The following is a 25,985-nucleotide window of genomic DNA, read 5'->3' on the forward strand; positions in this document are numbered from 1 at the left end:
GTATTGTTTAAAATATTTCTAATTATCTCAATACTATTTTTAAACTCTTTTGCAAATGATATAAAAACTATTGACTATAAAGGCGATGTAGATTTAGTTTTAGGGGATTTTTCTAAATCAAATCTTGATACTATTTGTGGTTTTTCATATCCAGAGATTTATAAAATTTGGAAAAAGAATCCAACTTTTACTCCTAAAGATATAGAAAATTGTAGTGAATTATTAAAAGAGTATTCACAAAGCTTAGGTTTTTATAGAGCCAAAATTGATTATGAGATTAAAAATGATATTGCGACAATAAATATATTTAGAAATGAAGCTATAAAAGTTTCATCTATAAAAGTAGAAAATGAGTATAAAAAATTTGTAAATTTTACAAAAGATGAGGTTTTTATCTCTTCAAAGTTTACTGAATCAAAAAAAAATATAAGAAAGTATTTAAATGAAAATGGTTATTCAAAAGCAGATATAAATGCTAAAGCTTATGTAAATTTGGATGAGTATAAAGTTGAATTAATTTATATAATAACAAAAAACAAACTTCAATACTTTGGTGAGATAAATATTCAAAACAGTGCAAATATTAGTCAAGAGTTTTTACAAAAAAATATTGAGTTTAAAAAAGGAGCTATATATAACTCAAAACTTATTGATAAAACTTATGAAAACCTATATAACTTTGGCATTTATAAAACTATAATAGTTGAGCCAAATCTTAATTCAAATAGTGATTTTATTCCTATAGATATAAAATTAGAAGAAGGCTTTTTCAAAGAAAATATGTTTGGTTTTGGATACGACAGTGATAAAAAATTTAGATTTAAAGCTCAACATAAAAATGAGAACTTTTTAGGAGATTTAAAACAATTTACAGTAGGAACAAAGGTAAATAGTGAAGGCTATGAACTTTACAATAATATCTTTGATCCATATTTTATAAAAGATAATATCTCGTTAAATAACGATATTTCATATGAAAATATGAATTATACAAGTTATTCACAAAAGAAGATAGAAGATAGATTGACTTTTTCAAAAGAGATTTTCACTTTACCAAATAGTGTTGGATTTTTAGCTGAGCACTCTACAATTAAATCAGATTTAAAAGAGTATCAAAGTGGAACTTATCTTTTGAACTCTTTGTTTTATGAGATTAAATTAGATAGAAGAGATGATAGTTTAAATCCTAAAGATGGGTATTTTTTATCTTTTTATATTGAAGATGGATCAAAATTTATAGGAAGTGAGTATGATTATTTAAAAACTGTTTCTGATTTAAAATATATTAAAACTTTTGATAATCTTACTGCGTCTTTTAAAACAAAAATAGGGACTCTTGATAGAGATTTGCCTATTTTTAAACACTTTTTTGCTGGAGGTGCATATAGCAATAGAGGATATGCTTATGAAAAAGTTGGTGTAAAAGATAGTGATGATAACCCATATGGTGGGCTTAGTATGATAGATAGTAGTTTGGAGTTTGAGTATAATATTTATAAAAATATTGGTATTGTTACTTTTTTTGATTCTACAATGCTTAGTTTAGAATCAAATAATTTTAATGATAAATTCTACAACTCTTTTGGGTTTGGTGGTAGATATTACACTCCAATTGGTCCGTTTAGAGTTGATTTTGGTTTTCCAAAAGATGATGGTGGATTTGTATTTCATATAGGAATAGGGCAAGTATTTTGATAATTTTAAAAGCTTTAAAGTATATACTTTTTACAATAATATCTTTATTTTTAGTAACATTTTTATATCTTATTACATCAAAAGATGTTACACAAAAGATATTTAACTATCTTAGTGTTGAATTTCCTATAAAATATAGTAAAGTTGAAGGAACCATATATGAAGGGTTTAAAATATATGATTTAAACTACGATGATATGGTAAAAGCAAAAAGTATATATATAAAACCTAATATTATTTCACTTTTAGTAAAAGAGATAAATATTTCTGATTTAAAAGTAGAAAGTATAGGAATAGAAGATAAATTAATCTCTTTTATAAAAGAGATTAATCAAAATGAAAATAAAAATGAAAATAGTAGTTTTGAGTCTCCTTTTTCTCTGTTTATAAAAAATCTTGAACTCTCAATGTATGATTTTTCATACGAAAATCAAAAAATAGATGAGATAGTTTTAAATGCTAAAAATATCAACTCAAATTTTAAAGATAAAATAAGTGCCGATGTATTTGCAAAAATCAAATCAAACTTAGTAAATCTTGAAGCAAAAGTAGAGATAGAAAATAATTTCTATAAACTTAACTCAAATATTGATTTAAAAGAGTATGCAAAATCAAAAATCTATTTAGATGCAACTGGGGATTTAGAAAAAGTTAGTTTTTCTATAAAAAGTGATGATTTAAAAGTTTTAAACTTAAAAGAGAACATTGAGATAAAAGATATAAAACTTATAGGAAATTATGATATTAAAAATTCTAATCTTGATATTTCAAGTTTAACATCTATTTTAAATTATGAGCAAATTTTTACAAAACTAGATGCAAAAGCGAATCTTTTAAACAATGATTTAGATAGTTTAAAATTTCAAGCAAATTTTTACACAACAATAAAAAAGAGTATTTATAAATCTTTAGATAAAGATTTAAATATAAAATCAAATTTCATTGGAGATTTAAAGCAGATAGAATTTAAAAATATTTTAGAAGCAAATTTGCTAAAAATAGATGATTTTATTTTAAAAATAGATAGTTCAAATTTAAATGGAGTTGCAAAAATAGATAATAAAAATATAGAGATTATTTCTACTTTTGATATTTTTACTAATTATGCAAATAAAAAATCTAATTTGGATTTAAAGTTAAATTTAGATGATTTAGAAAATTTATCTTTAAATTCAAAATCTATTATTGAAAGTTTAAGATATGATAATTTTAATTTAAAAGAATTGGGAAATATTAATATAAACTCTAGTTACAAAAAAAACTTTTTGAATGTGGATTTAAACTCAAAGTATATAAATATGAATTTAAATACAAAAAATCTCAAAAAGATTATGTTTGATTTTAATATAAAAAATTTAAATCCAAATACTATTTATAAATTAGATAAAAATATAAAAATTTCAAAGATAAGCTCAAATATAAAAGGAGAGTTTGAAGATAATCTTATTTTAAAATCAAATACTATTTTAAATGATAGTTTTGATATAGATATTGAACTAAAAAATAAAAACAATAATCTTGAAGCAAAGTTTCAAAATATCTCTTTTAAATCAATTTTAAATAAAAACGGTGAAATTTTAGATATAAAAACAGAGATAAGAGAGCTTAATATATTCGAAAAAGAGTTAAAAAAGATTTTAGAAATTCCAGATTTAAATCTTTTTGGTTTGGCAAATATTAATTTAGAAATATTAAAAAATAGAGTTAATTTTGATATTTTAACTCCTAAAATTTCTTTTGAAAATCAAAATATAGAAAATATAGATATAAAAGGAAATTTTGAAGAAGAGAGGGTTAGTTTTGATAAGATAGATTTTCATATAAAAAAAGCATATGATATAAATTTTAATAAAAAATTTACACTATTAAAAAAGGCTTTTTTTAATATATCAAATCTTTCTTCAAACTTTGAGTTTGAAAATATTTCTTTAAATAGTTCAAAAAGTAATCAAGATTTGATTTTAAAAATAGCTACAAAAGATTTCTTTATAGAGCACCTTGTGTATGGAAAAGGATTTATAGATTCTAATGTTGATATTAATTTTAAAGAAAATAGTAAAATCTATATATCTGGAGTTGTAAATCCAAATAAATTAGTAAGTTCTTATAATATTCCGGCTTTAAATATTAGTAATGATAAAGATATAATTATTGTAAGTAATGGAAATAATGAGATAAAAAAAGATTTTTTTACTAAAAATATTGCACTTGATTTAAAATTTATCTCAAAAGAGATTAAATATATTACAAAAAATATAGAACTAAAACTAGATGCCGATTTACAAATCAAAAAAGAGTTTGAAGAGGATTTAAGAATTTTTGGAAGAGTTTCAAATATAAATGGAGTTTTTAGTGAACTTGGAAAAAAATATAAAGTAGAGAATTCAAATTTGCAATTTAGAGGTTTAGAAAGTATAAATCCTATTTTAGATATTAAAGCAAATACAAAAATTGATAATGTAGAGATTTTTATTGATATTACAGGTTCTATGGAAAATCCTAGATTAAACTTAAAATCAAATCCATCTATGAGTTCAAAAGATATTTTGTCTTATTTGATTTTTGGAACAAAATTTTCAAATAGTTCAATGAATGAACAAAATAAAGAGGCTCAAGCTTCTTTATTTATATTAAATGAGTTATCAAAAGATTATGTAAAAGAGTTAGGAATTGATATATTACACTTTGATTATGACCCAAAAACTCAATATATAGAGACAACAGTTGGTAAAAAAATAGGTGAGAAAAATCAAATTATGCTTAAAGATAAAGCTACAAATGGAGAGTTGATTTTTTTAAGAGAGCTTACAAAACTTTGGAATTTGGAGTTGGGTCTTATGGAAAAGACCCAAAGCATAGATTTGATTTACAAAAAAAGATATTAAAATTCCATACTATTTCCATCAGGAGATGTTTGGTCTATAATGATTTGAGAATCTATATCAGGAAGTGGTGATACATCTGTATAAAGTTCTTCTTTACCCATAAATTCGCCACTATAAACATTGTTTGGTTTTGTAAAAGTTCTTGGTATTTCAGGATGAATTTCAAGATACTTTTTGAAAAAATATGAAAATGCAGGAGCAGCTATTGTGCTTCCTGTTTCTGCTCTTCTCATTGGCGTATTATTATCATTTCCAAACCAAACAATAGTTTGAATAGATGGAGAATAACCACAAAACCAAGCATCTATATTATCATTTGTTGTACCTGTTTTTCCAACTAGTTCTATCCCATCAACTGCTGCTCTTCTTCCTGTCCCTTTTGTTACAACATCTTTTAAAATAGAAGTTATTAAATATGATTGCTCAGGAGAGTTAAGCTCTTTTCTTTGTGGTTCAAAAGTTACACTTTTTCCATCTTTATTTACAATTTGTTCTACAATATATGGTTTTACTTGTACTCCATTGTTTGAAAAAATTGTATAAGCTTGACTAAACTCTATTAAATTTACACTCATTGAACCTAAAGTTACAGATAAATTATCAACAATATCTTTAAATCCATATCTTTTTAAATCATCTGTAGTAGTATTTACTCCAACATCTGTTACTAAATTTAAAGTTGAAAGATTTCTTGATTGTACTAATGAATCTCTAAGACTTACAATTCCTTGAAAGTTTCCACCATAATTTTTTGGTTGCCATTTTTTTTGAACACCACCAACTGTATATGTGTAAGTTCTACCTATATCAAAAAGTTGTGAAGCTGGATTGTATCCTTCATTTAAAGCAGTTTGATATAAAAATGGTTTTATTGCACTTCCTGCTTGTCTTTTTGATTGGAATGCTCTGTTAAATACTGATTGATTATAATCAACTCCACCAACCATTGCCAAAATTCTTCCAGTGCTACTTTCTAAAGTTAACATAGCGGCATTTAGTTCTTTTGTAAATGCATCGTTATCTGGATTTTTTGAACCATCTCTTATATTTTTATCTCTTTGCATAGCTTCGTCGTATGCTTTTTTTATAGCAGCATTTGCAATTTCTTGAGTCTCTAAATCTATTGTTAAATATACTTTGTATCCACCATATAAAATATCTGGAATATCATTTACAAGCTCGCTAACAGCATAATCAATAGCATATGGAGCAATATTTTGAGTCAAAGTCTGGTTATAAATAGTCGGAGTTTCGTTTATTGACTCTTCAAATTGTTCATTATTAATCCAACCTAAAGTATGCATTCTTGTTACAACTTGATTTGCACGTGCAAGTGAAACTTGAAGATTTTTTGTTGGGTCATAAAAACTAGGAGCTCTAGGAAGTCCTACTAAAATAGCTATCTCTTTTAGAGTTAATTCATATAGATTCTTTTTAAAATAACCTTTTGCAGCAGTTTTTACACCATAATATCCATGACCAAAATATACATGGTTTAAATATCTTTCTAAAATCTCCTCTTTTGTAAGAATTGTTTCAAGTCTTACAGCCAATAAAGCCTCTTTTACTTTTCTTATAATCTTTTTTTCTCTGCTTAAAAGTAAAACTTTTATAAGTTGCTGAGTAAGAGTACTAGCACCTTCACTATATCCGCCTGATTGAATATTTTTTATAACAGCTCTACTAATAGCATCTGGATTTACTCCAAAATGTTCAAAAAACTGTGTATCTTCAATAGCAACAAGTCCTTCTATTACACGTGCTGGAATATCATCATAGTTTACATACTCTCTATTTTCATCTTTAAAAGTATTTGCCAAAAGTTTTCCATTTTTATCAAAAAATTGTGTACTTTGTTTTGGATTGTAGTTTACAACACTATCTATATCGTCTTTTATCTCTTGATATAAATCGTATAGATATACAAATGTAATAGCTCCAAGAACTACTCCTAAAAATATTATCGCTTTTGTTAAAAATTTTAACATCTTAATTCCTAAATTTTTTGTTTTTAAAGCTTGAGTTTAAAAGCTTTTTAGTATATTCATTTTGTGGGTTATTTAGAACTTCCTGTGTTTTCCCAAACTCAGCAATATACCCGTTTTTTATAATCACAATATCATCACAAATATCTTTGATTGATTCAATATCATGAGTTACAAAAAGTATTTTAATATTTAGCTTATCTTTTAAATCTTTTACAATATTTATAATATTTGTTTTATTTTCAAAATCAAGTGCAGTTGTTGGTTCATCAAGTAAAAGAAGTTTTATATCACGGCTTAGCGCTATTGCAATTACAACTCTTTGAGTTTGCCCACCACTAATTTGTGAAGGATATTTTTCTAAGATTTCTAAAGGTAAATCTAAAAGTTTAAAAACCTCTTCTTTTTTCTTATCACTACAGAAAATTTGATTTTTTATCTTTGTCATAGATGATAGAGATGTAAAAGGATTTTGTGGAATAAATCCAATAGTATCAAAACTCAATTCAAAATCACTAATTATATTCTTTTTTACATCTAACGAACTAGAGAGTAAATTTAAAATAGCTTTTAGTGTAAGTGATTTACCACTTCCACTCTCTCCTATTAAAGCTGTTGAACTTTTTATAGTAAATGCAATATCAACTAAGTTTTTACTATTTAAACTAATTTTTAACTCTTTTATATCTATCAAATTAATGGTTCATCCATCTCTTTTGGAATAGGAAGTTGCATTAGTTTTAAAACAGTTGGTGCAATATTATTTAGGCTTCCCTCTTTTACTTTTGTAACATTTTGTGCAATAATGAAACAGTAAACATCTCCAACTGTATGATTTGTAAGAGTATTACCCTCTTCATCTTTCATCATTTCACAATTTCCATGATCAGATGTTAAAACTATATTATAGTCCTCTTTTTTTGCCTCTTCTAAAATAAGCCCAAGTTCATAATCAACTGCCTCAACAGCTTTTACAGCTGCTTCATAAACTCCAGTATGTCCTACCATATCACCATTTGCAAAGTTTACAACTATAAAATCAGTTTGATTTTTCATAGCAAGTTTTACAGCTTTTCCAACAGCAGGAGCTGACATTTGTGGTTGTAAATCATATGTTGCTACATTTGGAGATGGAACTAAAACTCTAGTTTCATTTAAAAATGGCTCTTCAACTCCACCATTAAAGAAAAATGTAACATGAGCATATTTTTCAGTTTCTGCTGTATGAAGTTGAGATAAACCAGCATCTGAAATAACTTGTGCTAAAGTATTTGTTGGATTGTCTTTTGGAAAAATTACAGGAATTGGAATATTTTTATCATATTGAGTCATACTTGCTAATTGAAGTTTTAGCTCTTTTCTTGCAAACTCTTTAAAATTATCTTTTGCAAAAACACTTGAAAGTTCTCTTGCTCTATCGCTTCTAAAATTACAAAAAATAACTCCATCTTTATCTCTTATTCCATCATAACCATCTAATGCAGTTGGTATTAAAAATTCATCAAATATTTCACTTTTATAAGAACTATCTATGAAATCTAAAATATTATCTTTAGTTTTTGGAGTCGCATTTGCTATTGCATTATAAGCAAGTTCTACTCTATCCCATCTATTATCTCTATCCATTCCATAATATCTTCCACCAATTGTTGCAATTTTGATATTATCATTACAAATATCTATAACTTGTTTGATATAAATTTTTGCACAATCAGGGGCTACATCTCTTCCATCTGTTATTAAGTGAAGCCAAACTTTTTTTCCATAGTTTTCACATATCTTTGCAAGAGCAATAATATGTTCTATATGAGAGTGAACTCCACCATCACTTAAAAGTCCTACTAAATGTATATTATTTGAGTTTGATATTGTATTTTTTACAACATCATTATCTTTTAAACTGTTATTTTTAATAGCTAAATGAATTTTTACTAAATCTTGATATAAAACTCTTCCACTTCCAATAGTCATATGTCCAACTTCACTATTTCCCATCTGATTTTCTGGTAATCCAACATGCTCTCCATAAGTATGGATTAAACTATAAGGCACATTTGAAAAAAGGTAGTCATATGTTGGTTTTTTTGCATTACAAAAGGCATTAAAAGTACAAGAACTATTATGTCCAATACCATCTGTTATAATTAAAACTGTTTTTTTACTCATCTTGTTTAAACCTTTTAAAAACTTAAATATTATATAATCTCACAATATTTTATCAAATCTAAGGTTTAATTTTGTTTTATTGGCTCTACAGACATTTAGAAATAAACATTTTTCAATATATTTCAGTTCGCGCAGGAATTAGCTTTTTTTTAGCTTTTGTTTTTACAATGTATTTAATGCCAAAATTTATAAGTTGGGCAAAAAGCAAAAAAGCTTCACAACCTATATATGAGTTAGCACCACAAGCACATCAAGCAAAAGCAGGAACTCCTACTATGGGTGGAGTAGTTTTTATATTTTCTACAATTATTGCAACAATTCTAACAGCAAAATTAAACAATTTTTATATTGTAGGCGGGCTTTTGACTCTTGCTTTATTTTCACTAATTGGTATAAAAGATGATTTATCAAAAATTCTAAAAGCAAAAAATAGTGCAGGGCTTAGTGCAAGAATGAAACTTCTTTTACAGTTTTTGAGTGCAGGATTTGTTGTAGCAATACTATTTTATCTTGGACATACAAGTGATTTATACATACCATTTTACAAATTTCCTATATTTGAAATGGGAATTTTAGCTATTATTTTTTGGATGTTTATAATTGTTGGATCATCAAATGCAGTAAATCTTACAGATGGGCTTGATGGTTTAGCAACTGTTCCTTCAATCTTAGCATTTTCAACTTTATCAATTTTGGTTTATGTTGTTGGTCACATTGGTTTTGCGAACTATTTATTAATGCCAAGTATTAGCATAGCTGGAGAGTTAGCAATTATGGGAGCTGCAATTATTGGTGCTTTGATTGGGTTTTTGTGGTTTAATGCTTATCCTGCTGAAGTTTTTATGGGAGATAGTGGTTCTTTACCTTTGGGTGCATTTATGGGGTATTTGGCAATTGTTGCAAAATCTGAAATTTTACTGATAGCTATTGGGTTTATTTTTGTGTTGGAGACAGTTTCAGTTATGTTACAAGTTGGTTCATATAAATTAAGACAAAAAAGAGTTTTTTTAATGGCACCTATTCATCACCATTTTGAACAAAAAGGTTGGAAAGAAAATAAAATAATTGTGCGATTTTGGATAATATCTTTTATGGCAAATCTTGTTGCACTATTAAGTTTAAAGTTGAGATAAAAATGCAAAATTTAAGAATTTTAGGAAAAGGGAAAACAGCACTTGCTTTGAAAAAAAGATTCCCAAATGCTGATTTATATGATGACAATGATTTTGAATCTTTTGATAAAAATTCAAATGATTTAACTATTGTAAGCCCTGGAATGCCACCACATAATAAACTTGTGCTTGCTTCAAAAAATATCATTAGTGATTATGACTTATTTTATGATGAAATGCCTTTTACTATTTGGATTAGTGGAACAAATGGTAAAACTACAACAACTCAAATGTGCCAGTATCTACTTGAGAAATTTGATTCTTGTTATGGTGGTAATATTGGTGTTCCTTTGAGTGGATTAAATAAAGATAAAAAAATTTGGATACTTGAAACATCTTCATTTACACTTCACTATACAAAAAAAGCAAAACCAAATATCTATATTCTTTTACCAATAACAGAAGATCATATAACTTGGCATGGAAGTTTTGATGAATATAAAAAAGCAAAATTAAAACCTTTAGAACTTATGAGTGAAACTGATATTGCTATTATACCGGCTTTATATAAAGATTTTAAAACATCTGCTCATACAATATATTATAATTCAAGTGATGATTTGTGTAATCATTTTAAAATTGACAAAACTAAAATAAAGTTTAATGAACCATTTTTACTAGATGCTATAATGGCAATTATTTCAAGAAAGATAATATTTGATGATGTTGATTATGATTTAATAAACTCTTATAAAATTGATAAGCACAAAGTTGAAGAGTTTAGAGATAGTAAAAATAGATTATGGATTGATGATAGTAAAGCTACAAATTATGATGCAACAATAAATGCATTAGTTCCATATAAAGATAAAAATATACATATTATTATTGGTGGAGATGATAAGGGTGCAAGTTTAAAACCACTTTTTAATAATATAAAAGATTTCGACATTATTATTTATGCAATAGGAAGTAATACTCAAAGAGTTTTAAATTATTGTGAAGAGTTTAAAATATCTTGTGTTAAGTGCGAATATTTAGAACAAGCAGTTAAAAATATAGATAAAAACTTAAAAGAGAATAGTATAGGAATACTATCACCCGCAGCAGCATCGCTTGATCAATTTAAATCTTATGCTCACAGAGGCGATGAATTTAAGAAATTTGTAAAAAATTTAAGTTGAAATTAATAAACTACTCTGTATAATCTCACTCCAATTTATAGTGGTTCGATAGCTCAGTCGGTAGAGCAAAGGATTGAAAATCCTTGTGTCGACAGTTCGATTCTGTCTCGAACCACCATTTATTTATGGCGCTGGTGTAGCTCAGTTGGCTAGAGCAGCTGATTTGTAATCAGCAGGTCGGGGGTTCAACTCCCTTCACCAGCTCCATTTTTTTAGTCGTGCGTAAGTTTTAAAAAACAGCGCTTGACCAGAGCAATACTTTTATATGGTGAGGTTGGAGAGTGGTCAAATCCTGCGGACTGTAAATCCGCCGCCTACGGCTTCGAAGGTTCAAATCCTTCTCTCACCACCACGCAAATGTTGCGGGAGTAGCTCAGTTGGCTAGAGCTTCTGCCTTCCAAGCAGACTGTCGCGAGTTCGAGTCTCGTCTCCCGCTCCATTTTTTTATTGATTACTGGGAGCTGAGTTATAATTGCACATTATTTTTATAACTCTACAATTTATACTCCCAATTAATTTAATTTTTAGTATTTTATTAATATAATACTCATCACAATTTGTGAAAACAAATCCCCTCTGAATAGAGAAGCCCTTATTGGCTTATCTACTCAGAGGGCAATTAAGCAAAAATAAAAATAAATTTAGAAGGGGAAATTCCTATGGCAAAAGAAAAGTTTTCAAGAAATAAACCGCACGTAAATATCGGTACAATTGGTCACGTTGACCACGGTAAAACTACTACAACAGCAGCAATATCTGCAGTTTTAGCTGTAAAATATGGTGGAGAGATGAAAGATTACGATCAAATCGATAACGCTCCAGAAGAAAGAGAAAGAGGAATTACTATTGCTACTTCTCATATTGAGTATGAAACTGCTAAAAGACATTATGCTCACGTAGATTGTCCAGGTCACGCCGATTATGTTAAAAACATGATTACTGGTGCTGCTCAAATGGATGGAGCTATTTTAGTTATCGCTTCAACAGATGGACCAATGGCACAAACTAGAGAGCATATCTTACTTTCTAAACAAGTTGGAGTTCCTTATATAGTTGTATTCTTAAATAAAGAAGATCAGTTAGATCCATCTGATAAAGATGAGATGTTAGAATTAGTTGAAATGGAAATTAGAGAATTACTTTCTACTTATGATTTCCCAGGTGATGATACTCCAATCGTTGCTGGTTCTGCATTTAAAGCATTAGAAGAAGCAAAAGCTGGTGCTGTTGGACCATGGGCTGAAAAAATCGTTGCATTAATGGATGCAGTTGATTCTTATATCCCAACTCCAGAAAGAGATACAGAAAAACCATTCTTAATGCCTGTTGAAGATGTATTCTCAATTTCAGGAAGAGGAACAGTTGTTACTGGAAGAATTGAGCTTGGAACTATTAAAGTTGGTGAAGAGATCGAAATCGTTGGATTTGGAGATACTAGAAAAACTACAGTTACTGGTGTTGAGATGTTCAGAAAAGAGATGGATCAGGGTCAAGCTGGAGATAACTGTGGAGTTCTTTTAAGAGGTGTTAAAAAAGAAGAGGTTGAAAGAGGACAAGTTCTTTGTAAGCCAGGAACAATTAAACCTCATACAGAATTTAAATGCGAAGTTTATATTCTTTCAAAAGAAGAAGGTGGAAGACATACTCCATTCTTTAGTGGATATAGACCACAATTCTATGTTAGAACAACAGACGTTACAGGTTCTTGTGTATTAAATGAAGGTACTGAAATGGTTATGCCAGGTGATAATGTTGAGATGACTGTTACTTTGGTTGCTCCAATCGCTCTTGAAAAAGGAACAAAGTTCGCTATTAGAGAAGGTGGAAGAACTGTTGGTGCTGGAGTTATTTCAGAAATCATCAAATAAGGATTCTTTATGGCAGCTGTAAGAATTAAAATAGGATTAAAATGTCAAGAGAGTGGAGATATTAACTACACTACTTGGAAAAATCCAAAAACTCATACTGAAAAGTTTGAAGTTAGAAAATATTGTCCAAGATTGAAAAAACACACTACTCATAAAGAAGTGAAGTTAAAATCTTAAGAACAATTTTGCTTGAGAGAGTTTCTCTCAAGCTTTTGTAGGCTAGTAGCTCCAATGGTAGAGCATCGGATTCCAAATCCGAGTGCTGGGGGTTCGAGTCCCTCCTGGCCTGCCACTATTAAAGTTTTTTAAAGAGATTTTATTAAAGTTTTTTTAAAAAATTTAGTTTAAAATTTGAAATGGAGAAAGATGTGAGCAAAGCTAGTAACTATATAAATAATGTAAAATCAGAATTAGCTAAGGTTATATTTCCAGTGAAATCACAAATAAAAACAGCTTATATATCTGTTTTTATTGTTGTTACGGTGATAGCTTTGTATCTTGCTATGATTGATGGAGCAATGTCTTTTACTCTATCTTCAGTAATTAAATAAGGAATAAAAAATGGCACATAAATGGTATGCAATTCAGACATATTCGGGAAGTGAATTATCTGTTAAGAAAGCTATGTTAAAACTAGCAGATGAGATGGCTGATGATAGAATTGCTGAAGTATTAGTACCAACTGAAGACCTAATTGAAGTAAAAAAAGGTAAAAAGACTATTATAGAAAGACCTTTGTATCCAGCTTATGCTTTTGCAAAAATTGATTTAGATACTGCTTTATGGCATAGAATCCAATCAATGCCAAAAGTTGGAAGGTTCATTGGTGAGTCAAAAAAACCAACAGCTTTAAGTGATAAAGATATAAATCTTATTTTAGAAAAAGCTAAAAATAAAGCAGCAGCAAAACCAAAAATCTCTTTTGATGAAGGAGAGATGGTAAGAATAAATGAAGGACCATTTGCAAACTTCAACGGAATAGTTGAGAATTTTGATTTAGTTTCTGGAGTATTAAAATTAAATGTATCTATATTTGGAAGAAATACTCCAGTTGAAATCTCTTATACGCAAGTAGAGAGAATAGTTTAAATTTTAATTTAGGCATTAGGCAAAGAAACTTGCTTCAACTTAGTTTTTTTGCCTAATGTCTAATCATTAAAATCATTATAATTTTTAAAGGAATAGCAATATGGCTAAAAAAGTTCAAGGATATTTAAAACTACAAATACCTGCAGGTGCAGCAAACCCATCACCTCCAGTTGGACCAGCTCTTGGGCAAAGAGGTGTTAACATTATGGAATTTTGTAAAGCATTTAACGAAAAAACTAAAGATAAAGCTGGATATAGATTACCAGTTGTTCTTACAATTTATACAGATAAAAGCTTTACTTTTGAAGTAAAACAACCACCAATGACTGAACTTATTAAAAAAATTTCAGGAATCAAAAAAGGAAGTAGTAATCCACTTAAACAAAAAATTGGAAAACTATCAAAAGATCAAATTATGGAAATCGTTGATATGAAAATCAAAGATTTAAATACTGATGATAGAGAAGTTGCTGCAAAAATTGTAGCTGGAAGTGCAAGATCTATAGGAATTGATACAGAATTATAATTCTGTTTTTATGTTAAGGTATAACCACTAACCTTTATTAATATTAGTGGAAGCAAAAAAAATAAAATTGCGGAGAATAAAATGGCAAAAGTTTCAAAAAGATATAAAGCGTTAAGTGCAAAAGTTGAAGAGAGAAAATACTCTTTAGCTGATGCTTGTAATTTAGTAAAAGATTTAAAATCTGCTAAATTTGATGAGAGTGTTGAAATTGCACTTAACTTAAATGTAGATCCAAGACATGCAGATCAAATGATTAGAGGAGCAGTTGTTCTTCCGAATGGTACAGGAAAAACTGTAAGAGTTGCTGTTTTTGCAAAAGGTGTAAAAATGGATGAAGCAAAAGCTGCAGGTGCTGATATTGTTGGTAATGATGATTTAGCTGATGATATTCAAGCTGGGAAAATTAATTTTGATGTTTTAATTGCAACTCCTGATTGTATGGGAATTGTAGGTAAAGTTGGAAGAATACTTGGGCCAAAAGGTTTAATGCCAAATCCAAAAACTGGAACAGTTACTATGGATGTTACAAAAGCAGTAAACGATGCTAAAGGTGGTCAAGTTACATATAGAGTTGATAAAAAAGGTAATATGCAAGCTGCTATTGGAAAAGTTTCTTTTAGTGTAGAAGCTATCAAAGAGAATGCTGAAGCATTTATTGGAGCTATTAACAAAGCTAAACCTTCAACTGCAAAAGGAAGATATATTGCTAATGCAGCAATTAGCTTAACAATGAGTCCATCTGTTATTTTAGATAATATGGAATTATTAGAGATTAGATAAGGTTATCCTTATCTAATTTTTTTGCATTCAAAAATATTGAAATTGTTCAATATTTTTGAGTGTTCAAAGCACTGAAATAAAACTGAAGACAGCTGGTAAAAGAACTCCTCGTTCTTTTGTAAGTCCCGCCTAGGATGATGTTTTGAAAGGAGGAAAATATAATGACTAGACAAGAAAAATCAGAAATTATAAATTTTTTATCTGCTGAATTTAAAAACTCTTTAGCTGTTGTTGTTTGTGACTACAAAGGTCTTACTCATAAAGAGTTAGAAGTTTTAAGAAAAGATGCAAGAGAAAATGGAACTAAAGTTCAAGTTGTAAAAAATACTTTAGTTTCTAAAGCTGTTAAATCAGCTGATTTAGGAGATATTGATTTAAGCGGAACAAATATTTATTTGTGGTCTGATGATCAAATTTCAGCTTGTAAAGTAGCTGATAAATTTGCAACTACTACAAAAGATAAATTCTCTATTAAATCAGGAATTATTGAAGGTCAAATTTGCGATGCTGCAAGAGTTAATGCGTTTGCTAAATTACCATCAAGAGAAGAACTTCTTGGAATGCTTGCATCTGTATGGATGGGACCTGTTAGAAACTTTACTATTGGTCTTGATGCTCTTAGAAGAAAAAAAGAAGAAGAGGCTGCTTAATTTTAAGCTAAAAATATATTAAATTAAAAAAAATAAAAAGGATAGAAAATGGCAATTTCTAAAGAAGACGTTTTAGAATTTATTTCTGGTTTATCTGTATTAGAGTTATCAGAATTAGTAAAAGAATTTGAAGAAAAATTTGGAGTATCTGCACAACCTGTTGCAGTTGCTGGTGCTGCAGTTGCTGTTGAAGCTGCTGAAGAAAAAACTGAATTTGATGTTATCATTCTTGATTCAGGAGACAAAAAAATCAATGTAATTAAAGAAATTAGAGCAATTACTGGTTTAGGATTAAAAGAAGCAAAAGATGCTGCAGAGCAAACTCCTTCAACAATTAAAGAAGGAATTTCTAAAGCTGATGCTGAAGCATTCAAAGCTCAACTTGAAGCTGCTGGTGCAAAAGTAGAAGTTAAATAAGTTTTATAACTTATCGTATATAGGGATTTTCCCTATATAAGTTTGGCATCTTTGAGGGCTAAGGTTAAGATTTTTTTATAAATTTTAACCTTATCCTTTATGGATGCTTTTGTGCTTTATAAGAAAATAAAGCAAACATAACCAAATTTTATAACAAGGTGTAAGATGTTAAACTCTTTAAAATCTGGTAATAGACTAAGAATAGATTTCGCAAAAAACCCACAAAAAATTGAAATTCCAAATTTATTACAACTGCAACAAACTTCGTATGATACTTTCTTGATGATTGATCAAAAAGATAGATCTGGTGCTGGTATAGAAAAAGTATTTAAAGCAATTTTTCCAATTCATGATGCTCAAAATAGAGTAACTCTTGATTATTTAGGAAGTGAAGTTGGAAAACCTAGATATGATGTTAGAGAATCAATGGTTAGAGGATTGACATATTCAATCCCTCTTAAAATAAATGTAAGATTAACTCTTTGGGATTTAGATGAAAAAACTGGAGAGAAAATTGGTGTAAAAGATATTAAAGAGCAATCTTTATTTATTAGAGAAATTCCACTTATGACAGAAAGAACTTCATTTATTGTAAATGGTGTTGAAAGAGTTGTTGTAAACCAACTACATAGAAGTCCAGGTGTTATTTTTAAAGAAGACGAATCAAATACTACAAACAATAAACTTCTTTACACTGGACAAATTATCCCAGATAGAGGTTCTTGGTTATATTTTGAGTATGATGCAAAAGATGTATTATATGTAAGAATTAATAAAAGAAGAAAAGTTCCAATTACTATACTATTTAGAGCATTAGGATACTCAAAAGAGGATATTGTTAAACTATTTTATCCTGTAATTAGTATTAAAATTAAAAATAATAAATTTTTAACAGAGTTTAATCCTGATGACTTTATGGGAAGAATTGACTATGATATAAAAGATGACAAAGGAAATTTAGTTATTCAAGCTGGAAAGAGATTGACTGCTAGAAAAGCTAAAGCTTTAATTGAAGGTGGATTAAAACTAATTGAATATCCACTTGAGCTTTTAATGGATAGACACACAGCTGGTTCTATTTATGATCCGCAATCAGGAGAAGTTTTATTTGATGCTTTAACAAGTCTTGATGAGTTAAAACTTAAAAAATTATTAGATTTAGGATTCGAAACATTTGATATTGCAAATGATTTATCAAGTGGAGCAGATGCTTCAATTATAAATGCATTTAAAGCAGATGCTGAAAGTTTAAAATTATTAAAACAAACTGAACAAATTGAAGATGAAAATGATTTAGCTGCAATTAGAATTTACAAAGTAATGAGACCAGGTGAGCCTGTAACAAAAGAGGCAGCAAAAGAGTTTATTAAAAAACTATTCTTTGATCCTGAAAGATATGATTTAACAAAAGTTGGAAGAATGAAGATGAATCATAAGTTAGGTGTAAATGTACCTGAGTATGTTACAACTTTAACTTATGAAGATGTTATTAAAACTGTTCAATACTTAATCAAAGTTAAAGCAGGACATGGTCATATAGATGATAGAGATCACTTAGGAAATAGAAGAATTAGAGCAATTGGTGAGTTACTTGCAAATGAATTACATGCAGGTTTAATCAAAATGCAAAAAACTATTAGAGATAAAATGACAACTCTATCAGGAACTTTAGAAGATATCATGCCTCATGATTTAATCAACTCAAAAATGATTACATCAACAATTACTGAGTTCTTTACAAGTGGACAATTATCACAATTTATGGATCAAACAAATCCATTATCAGAAGTTACTCATAAAAGAAGATTATCAGCTCTTGGAGAGGGTGGTCTTGTTAAAGAAAGAGCGGGATTTGAAGTAAGGGACGTTCATCCAACTCACTATGGAAGAATTTGTCCAGTTGAGACTCCAGAGGGTCAAAATATCGGTCTTATAAATACTCTTTCAACTTATTCAAAAGTAAATGAGCTAGGATTTATTGAAGCTCCTTATAAAAAAGTAGTTGATGGTGTTGTTACAAATGAAATTTCATACTACACTGCAACTCAAGAAGAGGGTCTTGTAATTGCTCCTGGTTCAACAAAACTTGATGAAAATGGAAAAATTATTGAACCACTTGTAGAAGTAAGATTAAATGGTGAAATCATTTTAATGGATAAAAATAAAGTTGATTTAATAGATATATCATCTCAAATGGTAATGGGGGTTGCGGCTTCTTTAATTCCATTTTTAGAACACAACGATGCAAATAGAGCATTAATGGGTTCAAATATGATGAGACAAGCTGTTCCATTGATTAAACCAACAGCTCCAATAGTTGGAACTGGTTTAGAAAAAACAGTTGCAAGAGATGCTTGGGAGGCTATAAAAGCTTCAAGAGGCGGAGTAGTAGAAAAAGCAGATTCAAAAAATATCTATATTAGTGGTGAAGATGAAAATGGACCATTTATTGATTATTACGATGTAAATAAAAATGTAAAAACAAACAATAATACATCTTTTGGGCAAAGAGTTGCAATTAAAGAGGGTGATATTATTGAAAAAGGTCAAGTAATTGCAGATGGTCCATCTATGGATAAAGGTGAACTTGCAGTTGGAATTAATGCTATGGTTGCATTTATGCCATGGAATGGATACAACTATGAGGATGCTATTATTTTAAGTGAAAGACTTATTAAAAAAGACGCATTTACATCTGTACATATTTATGAAAAAGAGATTGAGTGTAGAGAGTTAAAACATGGTAATGAAGAGATAACTAGAGATTTACCAGGTGTTAAAGAGGAAAATTTATCACATCTTGATAGCTCTGGAATTGTAAAAGTTGGAACTTATGTAACTTCTGGAATGATTTTAGTAGGAAAAGTAACTCCAAAAGGTGAGATTAAACCAACTCCTGAAGAGAGACTTTTAAGAGCAATTTTTGGTGATAAAGCTGGACATGTTATAAATAAATCTTTATATTGTCCAACATCAATGGAAGGAACAGTTGTTGATGTTAAGGTTTTCACTAAAAAAGGTTATGAGAAGTGCGAAAGAGCTAAAGCTGAAATTGAGCTAGAAAAAAATGAATTAAATCAAAAACATCTTGATAAACTTCTAATGCTAGACAGAGAAGAGGCTTTAAAAATAAATAATCTTCTAACAAAATCAAAACTAGATAAAGAGCTTGAGTTAGATGGAACTGTATATAAAAAAGGTGATACATTAACTGTTGATACTCTTTTAAGTGTAAATAGATTTGCTATGAAAAAAGTAGTATCTTCTTATTCAAAAGAGGTTGAAAAAGCTTATAATGATACAAAAGAGTACTTTATTAGACAAAAAGCTGAATTAAGAAAAGATCATGAAGAGAAATTGAATGTTCTAGAACATGATGATATTTTATCAAGTGGTGTTATTAAACAAGTTAAAGTTTATATTGCAACTAAGAGAAAAATTAAAGTTGGTGATAAAATGGCTGGACGACATGGAAACAAAGGTATTGTTTCAAATATCGTTCCAAAAGTTGATATGCCATATTTAGAAGATGGAACAACTGTTGATATTATTTTAAATCCACTTGGGGTTCCTTCAAGGATGAATATTGGTCAAATTATGGAAGTTCACTTAGGACTTGTAGGAAGAAGACTTGGAAAACAAATTCAACAAATCTATGATGCAAAAAAAGATGAGTATATTGCTGATTTAAGAGCAAAAATGATTGAAGTTGCTGGAGTTGCAAAACTTATGAATGCTAAATCTTTTATTGAAAAATTAAGTGATGATGAACTTCTTGACTATGCTAGAGATTGGTCAAAAGGTGTTAAATTTGCAACACAAATCTTTGATGGTGTTGAAGCTTATGACTTTGAAAAACTGTTTGAAATGGCGAAAATAGATAGCGATGGAAAATCTATTTTATACGATGGAAAAACAGGTCAGAAAATGAAAGAAAGAGTAAACGTTGGGTATATGTATATGCTTAAACTTCACCACTTAGTTGATGAAAAAGTTCATGCTAGAAGTACAGGACCATACTCTTTAGTAACTCAACAACCAGTTGGTGGAAAAGCTCTATTTGGTGGGCAAAGATTTGGAGAGATGGAGGTTTGGGCATTAGAAGCTTATGGTGCAACTGCTGTACTAAAAGAGATGCTTACAACTAAATCAGATGATGTTGAAGGAAGAACAAGAGCTTATAGAGCAATTGCAAATGGTGAAAATGTTCCGCCTTCAGGAGTTCCTGAAACATTCTTTGTTTTAACAAAAGAGTTAAAAGCCTTAGCTTTAGATGTAGAGATTTTTGAAGAGGTAGAAAACAATGAGTAATAATGAAAAAGTACTATCACCAATTGATATAAAAGAGCTTGAAAGACCAAGAGATTTTGCTGCTTTCCAATTAAAATTAGCAAGTCCAGAGAAAATTCTATCTTGGTCTTGTGGAGAGGTTAAAAAACCTGAAACTATAAACTATAGAACATTAAAACCAGAGAGAGATGGACTATTTTGTGCAAAAATTTTTGGACCTGTAAAAGATTATGAGTGTCTTTGTGGTAAATACAAAAAGATGAGATACAAAGGTGTTGTTTGTGAAAAATGTGGAGTTGAAGTAACTTCTTCAAAAGTTAGACGACACAGAATGGGGCATATAGAGTTAGTATCTCCAGTTGCTCATATTTGGATGGTATCTTCTCTTCCATCAAGAATTGGAACTATTTTAGGTGTTAAATTAAAAGATTTAGAGAGAGTTTTATATTATGAAGCATATATAGTAATGAACTCTGGAGATGCTTTTTATGATGGTGAGAAAACTAAAAAAATCAACAAGTATGATATTTTAAATGAGGAACAATACAGAACAGTTTCTGATTTATTTGAGCATACTGGTTTTGAAGCAAAAATGGGTGGAGAAACTATTAGAGAACTTTTAGAAAATCTTGATTTATTTGAGCTTTTAACACTTTTAAAAGATGAAATGCAAACAACTAAAAGTGAAGCAAAAAGAAAAACTATTATTAAAAGATTAAAAGTAGTTGAAAATTTTATAAATAGTGGAAATAAACCTGAGTGGATGATGCTTACTATGCTTCCAGTTCTTCCGCCTGATTTAAGACCTCTTGTTTCTCTTGATGGTGGAAAATTTGCTGTTTCAGACGTTAATGACCTTTATAGAAGAGTTATAAATAGAAATAACAGACTTAAAAGATTAACAGAACTTGATGCTCCTGAAATTATTATTAGAAATGAAAAAAGAATGCTTCAAGAAGCAGTTGATGCTTTATTTGACAACGGTAAAACAGCAAATGCAGTAAAAGGTGCGAACAAAAGACCTCTTAAATCTTTAAGTGAAATTATTAAAGGTAAGCAAGGACGATTCAGACAAAACTTACTTGGAAAAAGAGTTGACTTCTCAGGAAGATCTGTTATTGTTGTTGGACCAAATTTGAATATGGATCAATGTGGTATTCCTAAAAAAATGGCACTTGAACTATTTAAACCACACTTAATGGCAAAACTTGAAGAGAAAGGTTATGCAACAACTCTTAAAGCTGCAAAAAGATTAATTGAATCTGAGACAAATGAAGTTTGGGAGTGCTTAAGTGAAATTGTTGATGAATATCCAATTTTATTAAATAGAGCACCAACTCTTCATAAATTATCTATTCAAGCATTTCACCCTGTATTAATTGATGGAAAAGCAATAAGACTTCATCCTCTTGTTTGTGCTGCCTTCAATGCGGATTTCGATGGGGATCAAATGGCTGTACACGTACCACTTTCTCAAGAAGCAGTTGCTGAAGCGAAAGTTTTAATGATGAGTTCTATGAATATTTTATTACCTGCAAGTGGTAGAGCAATCGCAGTTCCTTCACAAGATATGATTTTGGGAATTTACTATTTATCACTTGTAAAAGAGGGTGTAAAAGGGGAACATAAGTTGTTTACTGATGTAAATGAAGTTAAAATTGCTCTTGATATGGGTAAAATTGATTTACATGCAAAAATTAGAACAAAACTTGAAGAAAGAGTTGTATCTACAACTGTTGGAAGATTAATTATACATGAGATACTTCCATCTTTTGTACCAATGAGTTTATGGAATAAAGTTCTTAAGAAAAAAGATATTGGAGCTTTAGTTGATTATATTTATAAAGAAGCTGGATATGAAGTAACTCCTAGATTTTTGGATAACCTTAAAAATTTAGGTTTTAAATATGCAACATCTGCTGGAATGTCTATATCAATTGATGATATTATTATTCCAGAAAGTAAAGCAGGACATATTGCAAAATCTAAAAAAGATGTTATTGAAGTTCAAAAACAGTTCTCTCAAGGACTTTTAACTGAGCAAGAAAGATACAATAAAACTATTGATATTTGGACAGAAACTAACAATAAATTAGGTTCTGAAATGATGGAAATTGTAAAAACAGATAAAAATGGGTTTAACTCTATTTTTATGATGGCAGATTCAGGGGCAAGAGGTAGTGCTACACAAATTAGACAGCTTTCAGGTATGAGGGGTCTTATGGCAAAACCTGATGGAAGTATTATTGAAACACCAATTATCTCTAACTTTAAAGAAGGATTAAATGTTCTTGAGTACTTTATTTCTACTCACGGAGCTAGAAAAGGACTTGCGGATACAGCACTTAAAACAGCAAATGCTGGATATTTGACAAGAAAACTAATTGACGTTTCGCAAAATGTAAGAATTACTGATGAAGATTGTGGAACGCATGAAGGTATTGAAATTACAGATATTACTTCTGGAAATGAATTAATTGAGTCTTTAGAAGAGAGAATTACAGGAAGAGTTATTGCTGAAGATATAATTGACCCAATTTCAAATGAGATATTATTTACAGAAGGTACTTTAATAACTGAAGAGTTTGCAAGAGTTGTAAAAGATAGTGAAGTTAAATCAGTAGTAATTAGAACACCACTAACTTGTAAAACTGAAAATGGACTATGTTCTAAATGTTATGGTCTAAATCTTGGTGAACAAAGAAAAGCAAAACCAGGTGAAGCAGTAGGAGTTGTTGCTGCTCAATCGATTGGTGAGCCTGGAACTCAGCTAACTCTAAGAACTTTCCACGTTGGAGGAACTGCAAGTGCAACTCAAACTGAAAGAGAGTTAAAAGCTGATAAAGAAGGGTTTATTAGATACTATAATATCAAAAAATATGATACTCAAGATGGAAAAGCTATTGTAGCAAATAGAAGAAATGCTGGAGTATTACTAGTTGAGCCAAAAATAAATGCACCATTTAAAGGTAAAGTTACAATTGAAACTATTCACGAAGAGGTTGTTTTAACTATTGCAAATTCAAAAGAGAAAAAACAGTATTTCTTAAGAAAGAGTGATGTTGCAAAAGTAAACGAATTAGCTGGAATTTCTGGAAAAATTGAAGGTAAACTTTATATTCCACACAAAGATGGTGAAGAGGTTGAAAATAACGACTCTATTGTTGAGATAATTAAAGACGGATGGAATGTACCAAATAGGATTCCATATGCATCTGAATTAAAAGTTTCAGATGGTGCTCCTGTTACTTCTCAAGTGTTATCAGGTGCAAAAGGAATAGTTAAGTACTATAAATTAACTGGTGATTATTTAGAAAGAAGACATGATATAAAAGCAGGTGATGAAGTTGTTGAAAAAGGACTTTTTGCTGTTATTGCAGACGCTGATGATAGAGAAGCTATAAGACACTATATTTCAAGAGGTTCTTCAATAGTTTTAAATGATAATAGTGAAGTTGAAAAAGGTACACAAATTTCAGCACCAACAACTAAGGAGCAAATTGTTATTGCTGAGTGGGATCCATATGCAAATCCTACAATAGCAGAGCAAGCAGGTATTGTAACATTTGAAGATATTATCCCAGGTGTTACTGTTTCAGAGCAGTTTGATGAGCTAACAGGAACTTCAAAGCTAGTTGTAAATGAGTATATTCCAGCTGGATATAAACCAACAGTTTTATTAGCAACTGCTTCAAATGAAATTATAAGATATGCCTTAGATCCAAAAGCATCTTTAAATATTCAAGAGGGTAAAAAACTAGAAATTGCAGATATTATTGCAAAAACACCAAAAGCAACTCAAAAATCAAAAGATATTACTGGGGGTCTTCCTAGAGTATCTGAGTTATTTGAAGCTAGACGACCAAAAAATATTGCGATTTTAGCTTCATTTGATGGAATAATAACTTTTGGAAAACCACTTAGAAATAAGCAAAAACTAGTTATTACAGATATTGCAGGAAATCAAACTGAATATTTAGTAGAAAAAGGTAAACAAATTTTAGTTCATGAAGGTGAATTTGTTCATGCTGGTGAATCTTTGACAGATGGTCAAGTTTCTCCTCATGATGTTTTAAAAATATTAGGTGAAAAAGCTCTACACTACTTTATTGTATCTGAAGTACAACAAGTATATAGATCTCAAGGGGTAAATATTGCGGATAAACATATTGAGGTAATTACATCTCAAATGTTAAGACAAATTTCAATTATCGATGGTGGAGATACAAAATTCATCATGGGAGATATGATTTCTAAAAAGAGATTTAAAATTGAAAATGAAAAAATAATAAGAATGGGTGGGAAACCAGCTATTGCAGAACCTGTACTTTTAGGAATTACAAGAGCTGCAGTTACATCTGATAGTATTATTTCAGCTGCATCATTCCAAGAGACTACAAAAGTATTAACAGAAGCAGCAATTAGTGCAAAAATGGATATGCTTGAGGATTTAAAAGAGAATGTTGTAATAGGAAGAACAATTCCTGTTGGAACAGGGCTTTATAAAGACCAAAAAATTATCTTTTCTGAAGAGAAATAAATAGGGCTTTGCCCTATTTATGTAAATGGAAATAGTTCACTTTTTTTTTATCTTTATTGCTATTGAACTTTTTGAGTCAAATTGGCAAAAATCTTCTACTCTTTATGGAATGCTAGAAAATAATTTTTTAGTATACAAGAAAAATATCTTTCTTTATTTTATTTTACATATATCATTTTTTTATTCAATTTATATATCTATCTCTTCAAATAATTTTGGTTTCTGGATGAGTTCAATTTTAGCTTTAAAATTTTTTGATATTATTTTTAAACTTTCTATTATGAAAAAACTTTCTGATGGTATAAATATAAATGAAATAATACCTTTTGACGCAAATATCACTCCAATTCTTAGATATTTAAATGTACTAATTTATCCACTACTTTTTATTTTTGCTACTACTTTATAAATTTTGTGATAAAATTAATAAAAATTTAAAGGGATAAAAATGCAATTTTTAATAATAGCTTATGACTACGATGATGCTTTTGATAGAAGAATGGAATCAAGAGATCAGCATTTAATTAATGTAAAAAAAATGATGGAAAGTGGGAATATTGTATCTGCTGGAGCTTTAATTGAAGATGATAAAATGGTTGGTTCATCTTTATTTGTCGATTTTGATACTGATGAAGAACTTGATTTATGGCTTGAAGATGAACCTTATGTTACAAATAAAGTTTGGAATATGGATGAAATACAGATAGTTCCTGTAAAACTACTTCCAAAAAACTAAAAACTAATTCAAACAAGCCCTTTTTATAGGGCTTGTTTCTACTTCTTAATCTCACATTACAT

19 protein-coding genes and 5 tRNA genes are annotated in these 25,985 nt (G+C 29.2%); 21 read left to right on the forward strand and 3 right to left on the reverse strand.

The annotated features are described in order from the left end of the window. Positions 1 to 3: 3 nt before the first annotated feature. On the forward strand, positions 4 to 1,695 hold the full coding sequence (locus ACRYA_RS02120) for an autotransporter assembly complex protein TamA (protein ID WP_105918314.1): 1,692 nt from the start codon (positions 4 to 6) through the stop codon (positions 1,693 to 1,695). Then, entirely contained in the window at positions 1,692 to 4,580 is a 2,889-nt protein-coding gene (locus ACRYA_RS02125; protein WP_121443272.1) for a translocation/assembly module TamB domain-containing protein, read from the forward strand. Before ACRYA_RS02120 ends, ACRYA_RS02125 begins: the two co-directional genes overlap by 4 nt. Here ACRYA_RS02125 and ACRYA_RS02130 read toward each other — a convergent pair. Genes ACRYA_RS02130 through gpmI form a run of 3 tightly spaced genes read right to left on the reverse strand, consistent with a single transcriptional unit; the run spans position 4,577 to position 8,731 of the window. After that, complete coding sequence (locus tag ACRYA_RS02130) at positions 4,577 to 6,568, reverse strand: transglycosylase domain-containing protein (protein ID WP_105918101.1); 1,992 nt, start codon at positions 6,566 to 6,568, stop codon at positions 4,577 to 4,579. The two genes, ACRYA_RS02125 and ACRYA_RS02130, sit on opposite strands and share 4 nt — an antisense overlap. Before the next feature lies 1 nt (position 6,569). Then, the gene (locus ACRYA_RS02135) at positions 6,570 to 7,259 is read right to left on the reverse strand and encodes an ATP-binding cassette domain-containing protein (RefSeq protein WP_105918102.1); all 690 of its coding nucleotides are present in this window, start codon (positions 7,257 to 7,259) and stop codon (positions 6,570 to 6,572) included. Continuing rightward, positions 7,256 to 8,731, reverse strand: a complete 1,476-nt coding sequence (gpmI, locus tag ACRYA_RS02140; RefSeq protein ID WP_105918103.1) for a 2,3-bisphosphoglycerate-independent phosphoglycerate mutase — start codon at positions 8,729 to 8,731, stop codon at positions 7,256 to 7,258. Before gpmI ends, ACRYA_RS02135 begins: the two co-directional genes overlap by 4 nt. A gap of 71 nt (positions 8,732 to 8,802) precedes the next feature. On the opposite strand from gpmI, the gene mraY reads away from it, so the two are divergent. The 19 genes from mraY to ACRYA_RS02235 all read left to right on the forward strand — a co-directional run bounded on the left by mraY (position 8,803) and on the right by ACRYA_RS02235 (position 25,923). Then, a complete protein-coding gene (gene mraY / locus ACRYA_RS02145) occupies positions 8,803 to 9,864 on the forward strand; it encodes a phospho-N-acetylmuramoyl-pentapeptide-transferase (protein ID WP_105918104.1) in 1,062 nt (353 codons plus the stop codon). A 2-nt stretch (positions 9,865 to 9,866) separates the two neighbouring features. After that, the gene (gene murD / locus ACRYA_RS02150; protein ID WP_105918134.1) at positions 9,867 to 11,027 is read left to right on the forward strand and encodes a UDP-N-acetylmuramoyl-L-alanine--D-glutamate ligase; all 1,161 of its coding nucleotides are present in this window, start codon (positions 9,867 to 9,869) and stop codon (positions 11,025 to 11,027) included. Positions 11,028 to 11,069: 42 nt separating this feature from the next. Then, positions 11,070 to 11,145, forward strand: a tRNA-Phe gene (locus tag ACRYA_RS02155). Positions 11,146 to 11,157: 12 nt separating this feature from the next. Then, a tRNA-Thr gene (locus ACRYA_RS02160) sits at positions 11,158 to 11,234 on the forward strand. 60 nt (positions 11,235 to 11,294) lie between these two features. Beyond that, positions 11,295 to 11,379: transfer RNA gene (locus ACRYA_RS02165), tRNA-Tyr, on the forward strand. Between the two features lie 10 nt (positions 11,380 to 11,389). Continuing rightward, positions 11,390 to 11,466, forward strand: a tRNA-Gly gene (locus tag ACRYA_RS02170). Positions 11,467 to 11,686: 220 nt separating this feature from the next. After that, on the forward strand, positions 11,687 to 12,895 hold the full coding sequence (gene tuf / locus ACRYA_RS02175) for an elongation factor Tu (protein ID WP_105918105.1): 1,209 nt from the start codon (positions 11,687 to 11,689) through the stop codon (positions 12,893 to 12,895). 9 nt (positions 12,896 to 12,904) lie between these two features. Continuing rightward, positions 12,905 to 13,072: a 50S ribosomal protein L33 gene (gene rpmG / locus ACRYA_RS02180; protein ID WP_066166734.1), complete on the forward strand. Its 168-nt coding sequence runs from the start codon at positions 12,905 to 12,907 to the stop codon at positions 13,070 to 13,072. 39 nt (positions 13,073 to 13,111) lie between these two features. Then, positions 13,112 to 13,187 (forward strand) — tRNA-Trp (locus ACRYA_RS02185). 76 nt (positions 13,188 to 13,263) lie between these two features. Further along, on the forward strand, positions 13,264 to 13,446 hold the full coding sequence (gene secE / locus ACRYA_RS02190) for a preprotein translocase subunit SecE (protein ID WP_176549270.1): 183 nt from the start codon (positions 13,264 to 13,266) through the stop codon (positions 13,444 to 13,446). A 10-nt stretch (positions 13,447 to 13,456) separates the two neighbouring features. Further along, positions 13,457 to 13,984 (forward strand): transcription termination/antitermination protein NusG, encoded by a 528-nt coding sequence (gene nusG, locus ACRYA_RS02195; RefSeq protein WP_105915729.1) that lies wholly within the window; start codon positions 13,457 to 13,459, stop codon positions 13,982 to 13,984. A 100-nt stretch (positions 13,985 to 14,084) separates the two neighbouring features. Beyond that, a complete protein-coding gene (gene rplK, locus ACRYA_RS02200) occupies positions 14,085 to 14,510 on the forward strand; it encodes a 50S ribosomal protein L11 (RefSeq protein WP_105918107.1) in 426 nt (141 codons plus the stop codon). 81 nt (positions 14,511 to 14,591) lie between these two features. Next, the gene (gene rplA / locus ACRYA_RS02205; protein WP_105918108.1) at positions 14,592 to 15,290 is read left to right on the forward strand and encodes a 50S ribosomal protein L1; all 699 of its coding nucleotides are present in this window, start codon (positions 14,592 to 14,594) and stop codon (positions 15,288 to 15,290) included. Positions 15,291 to 15,451: 161 nt separating this feature from the next. Continuing rightward, positions 15,452 to 15,940 (forward strand): 50S ribosomal protein L10, encoded by a 489-nt coding sequence (gene rplJ, locus ACRYA_RS02210; RefSeq protein ID WP_105918109.1) that lies wholly within the window; start codon positions 15,452 to 15,454, stop codon positions 15,938 to 15,940. 48 nt (positions 15,941 to 15,988) lie between these two features. After that, complete coding sequence (rplL, locus tag ACRYA_RS02215; protein WP_105915732.1) at positions 15,989 to 16,357, forward strand: 50S ribosomal protein L7/L12; 369 nt, start codon at positions 15,989 to 15,991, stop codon at positions 16,355 to 16,357. A 165-nt stretch (positions 16,358 to 16,522) separates the two neighbouring features. Continuing rightward, on the forward strand, positions 16,523 to 20,668 hold the full coding sequence (gene rpoB, locus ACRYA_RS02220) for a DNA-directed RNA polymerase subunit beta (RefSeq protein WP_105918110.1): 4,146 nt from the start codon (positions 16,523 to 16,525) through the stop codon (positions 20,666 to 20,668). Then, positions 20,661 to 25,187, forward strand: coding sequence for a DNA-directed RNA polymerase subunit beta' (rpoC, locus tag ACRYA_RS02225; RefSeq protein ID WP_105918111.1), 4,527 nt, complete (start codon positions 20,661 to 20,663; stop codon positions 25,185 to 25,187). Before rpoB ends, rpoC begins: the two co-directional genes overlap by 8 nt. Positions 25,188 to 25,212: 25 nt before the next feature. Then, positions 25,213 to 25,596, forward strand: a complete 384-nt coding sequence (locus tag ACRYA_RS02230) for a hypothetical protein (RefSeq protein ID WP_105918112.1) — start codon at positions 25,213 to 25,215, stop codon at positions 25,594 to 25,596. A gap of 39 nt (positions 25,597 to 25,635) precedes the next feature. Further along, the gene (locus ACRYA_RS02235; protein ID WP_105918113.1) at positions 25,636 to 25,923 is read left to right on the forward strand and encodes a YciI family protein; all 288 of its coding nucleotides are present in this window, start codon (positions 25,636 to 25,638) and stop codon (positions 25,921 to 25,923) included. Positions 25,924 to 25,985 lie beyond the last annotated feature (62 nt).

This window comes from Aliarcobacter cryaerophilus ATCC 43158 (assembly GCF_003660105.1).
In the GTDB taxonomy this organism is placed as follows: Bacteria; Campylobacterota; Campylobacteria; order Campylobacterales; family Arcobacteraceae; genus Aliarcobacter; species Aliarcobacter cryaerophilus.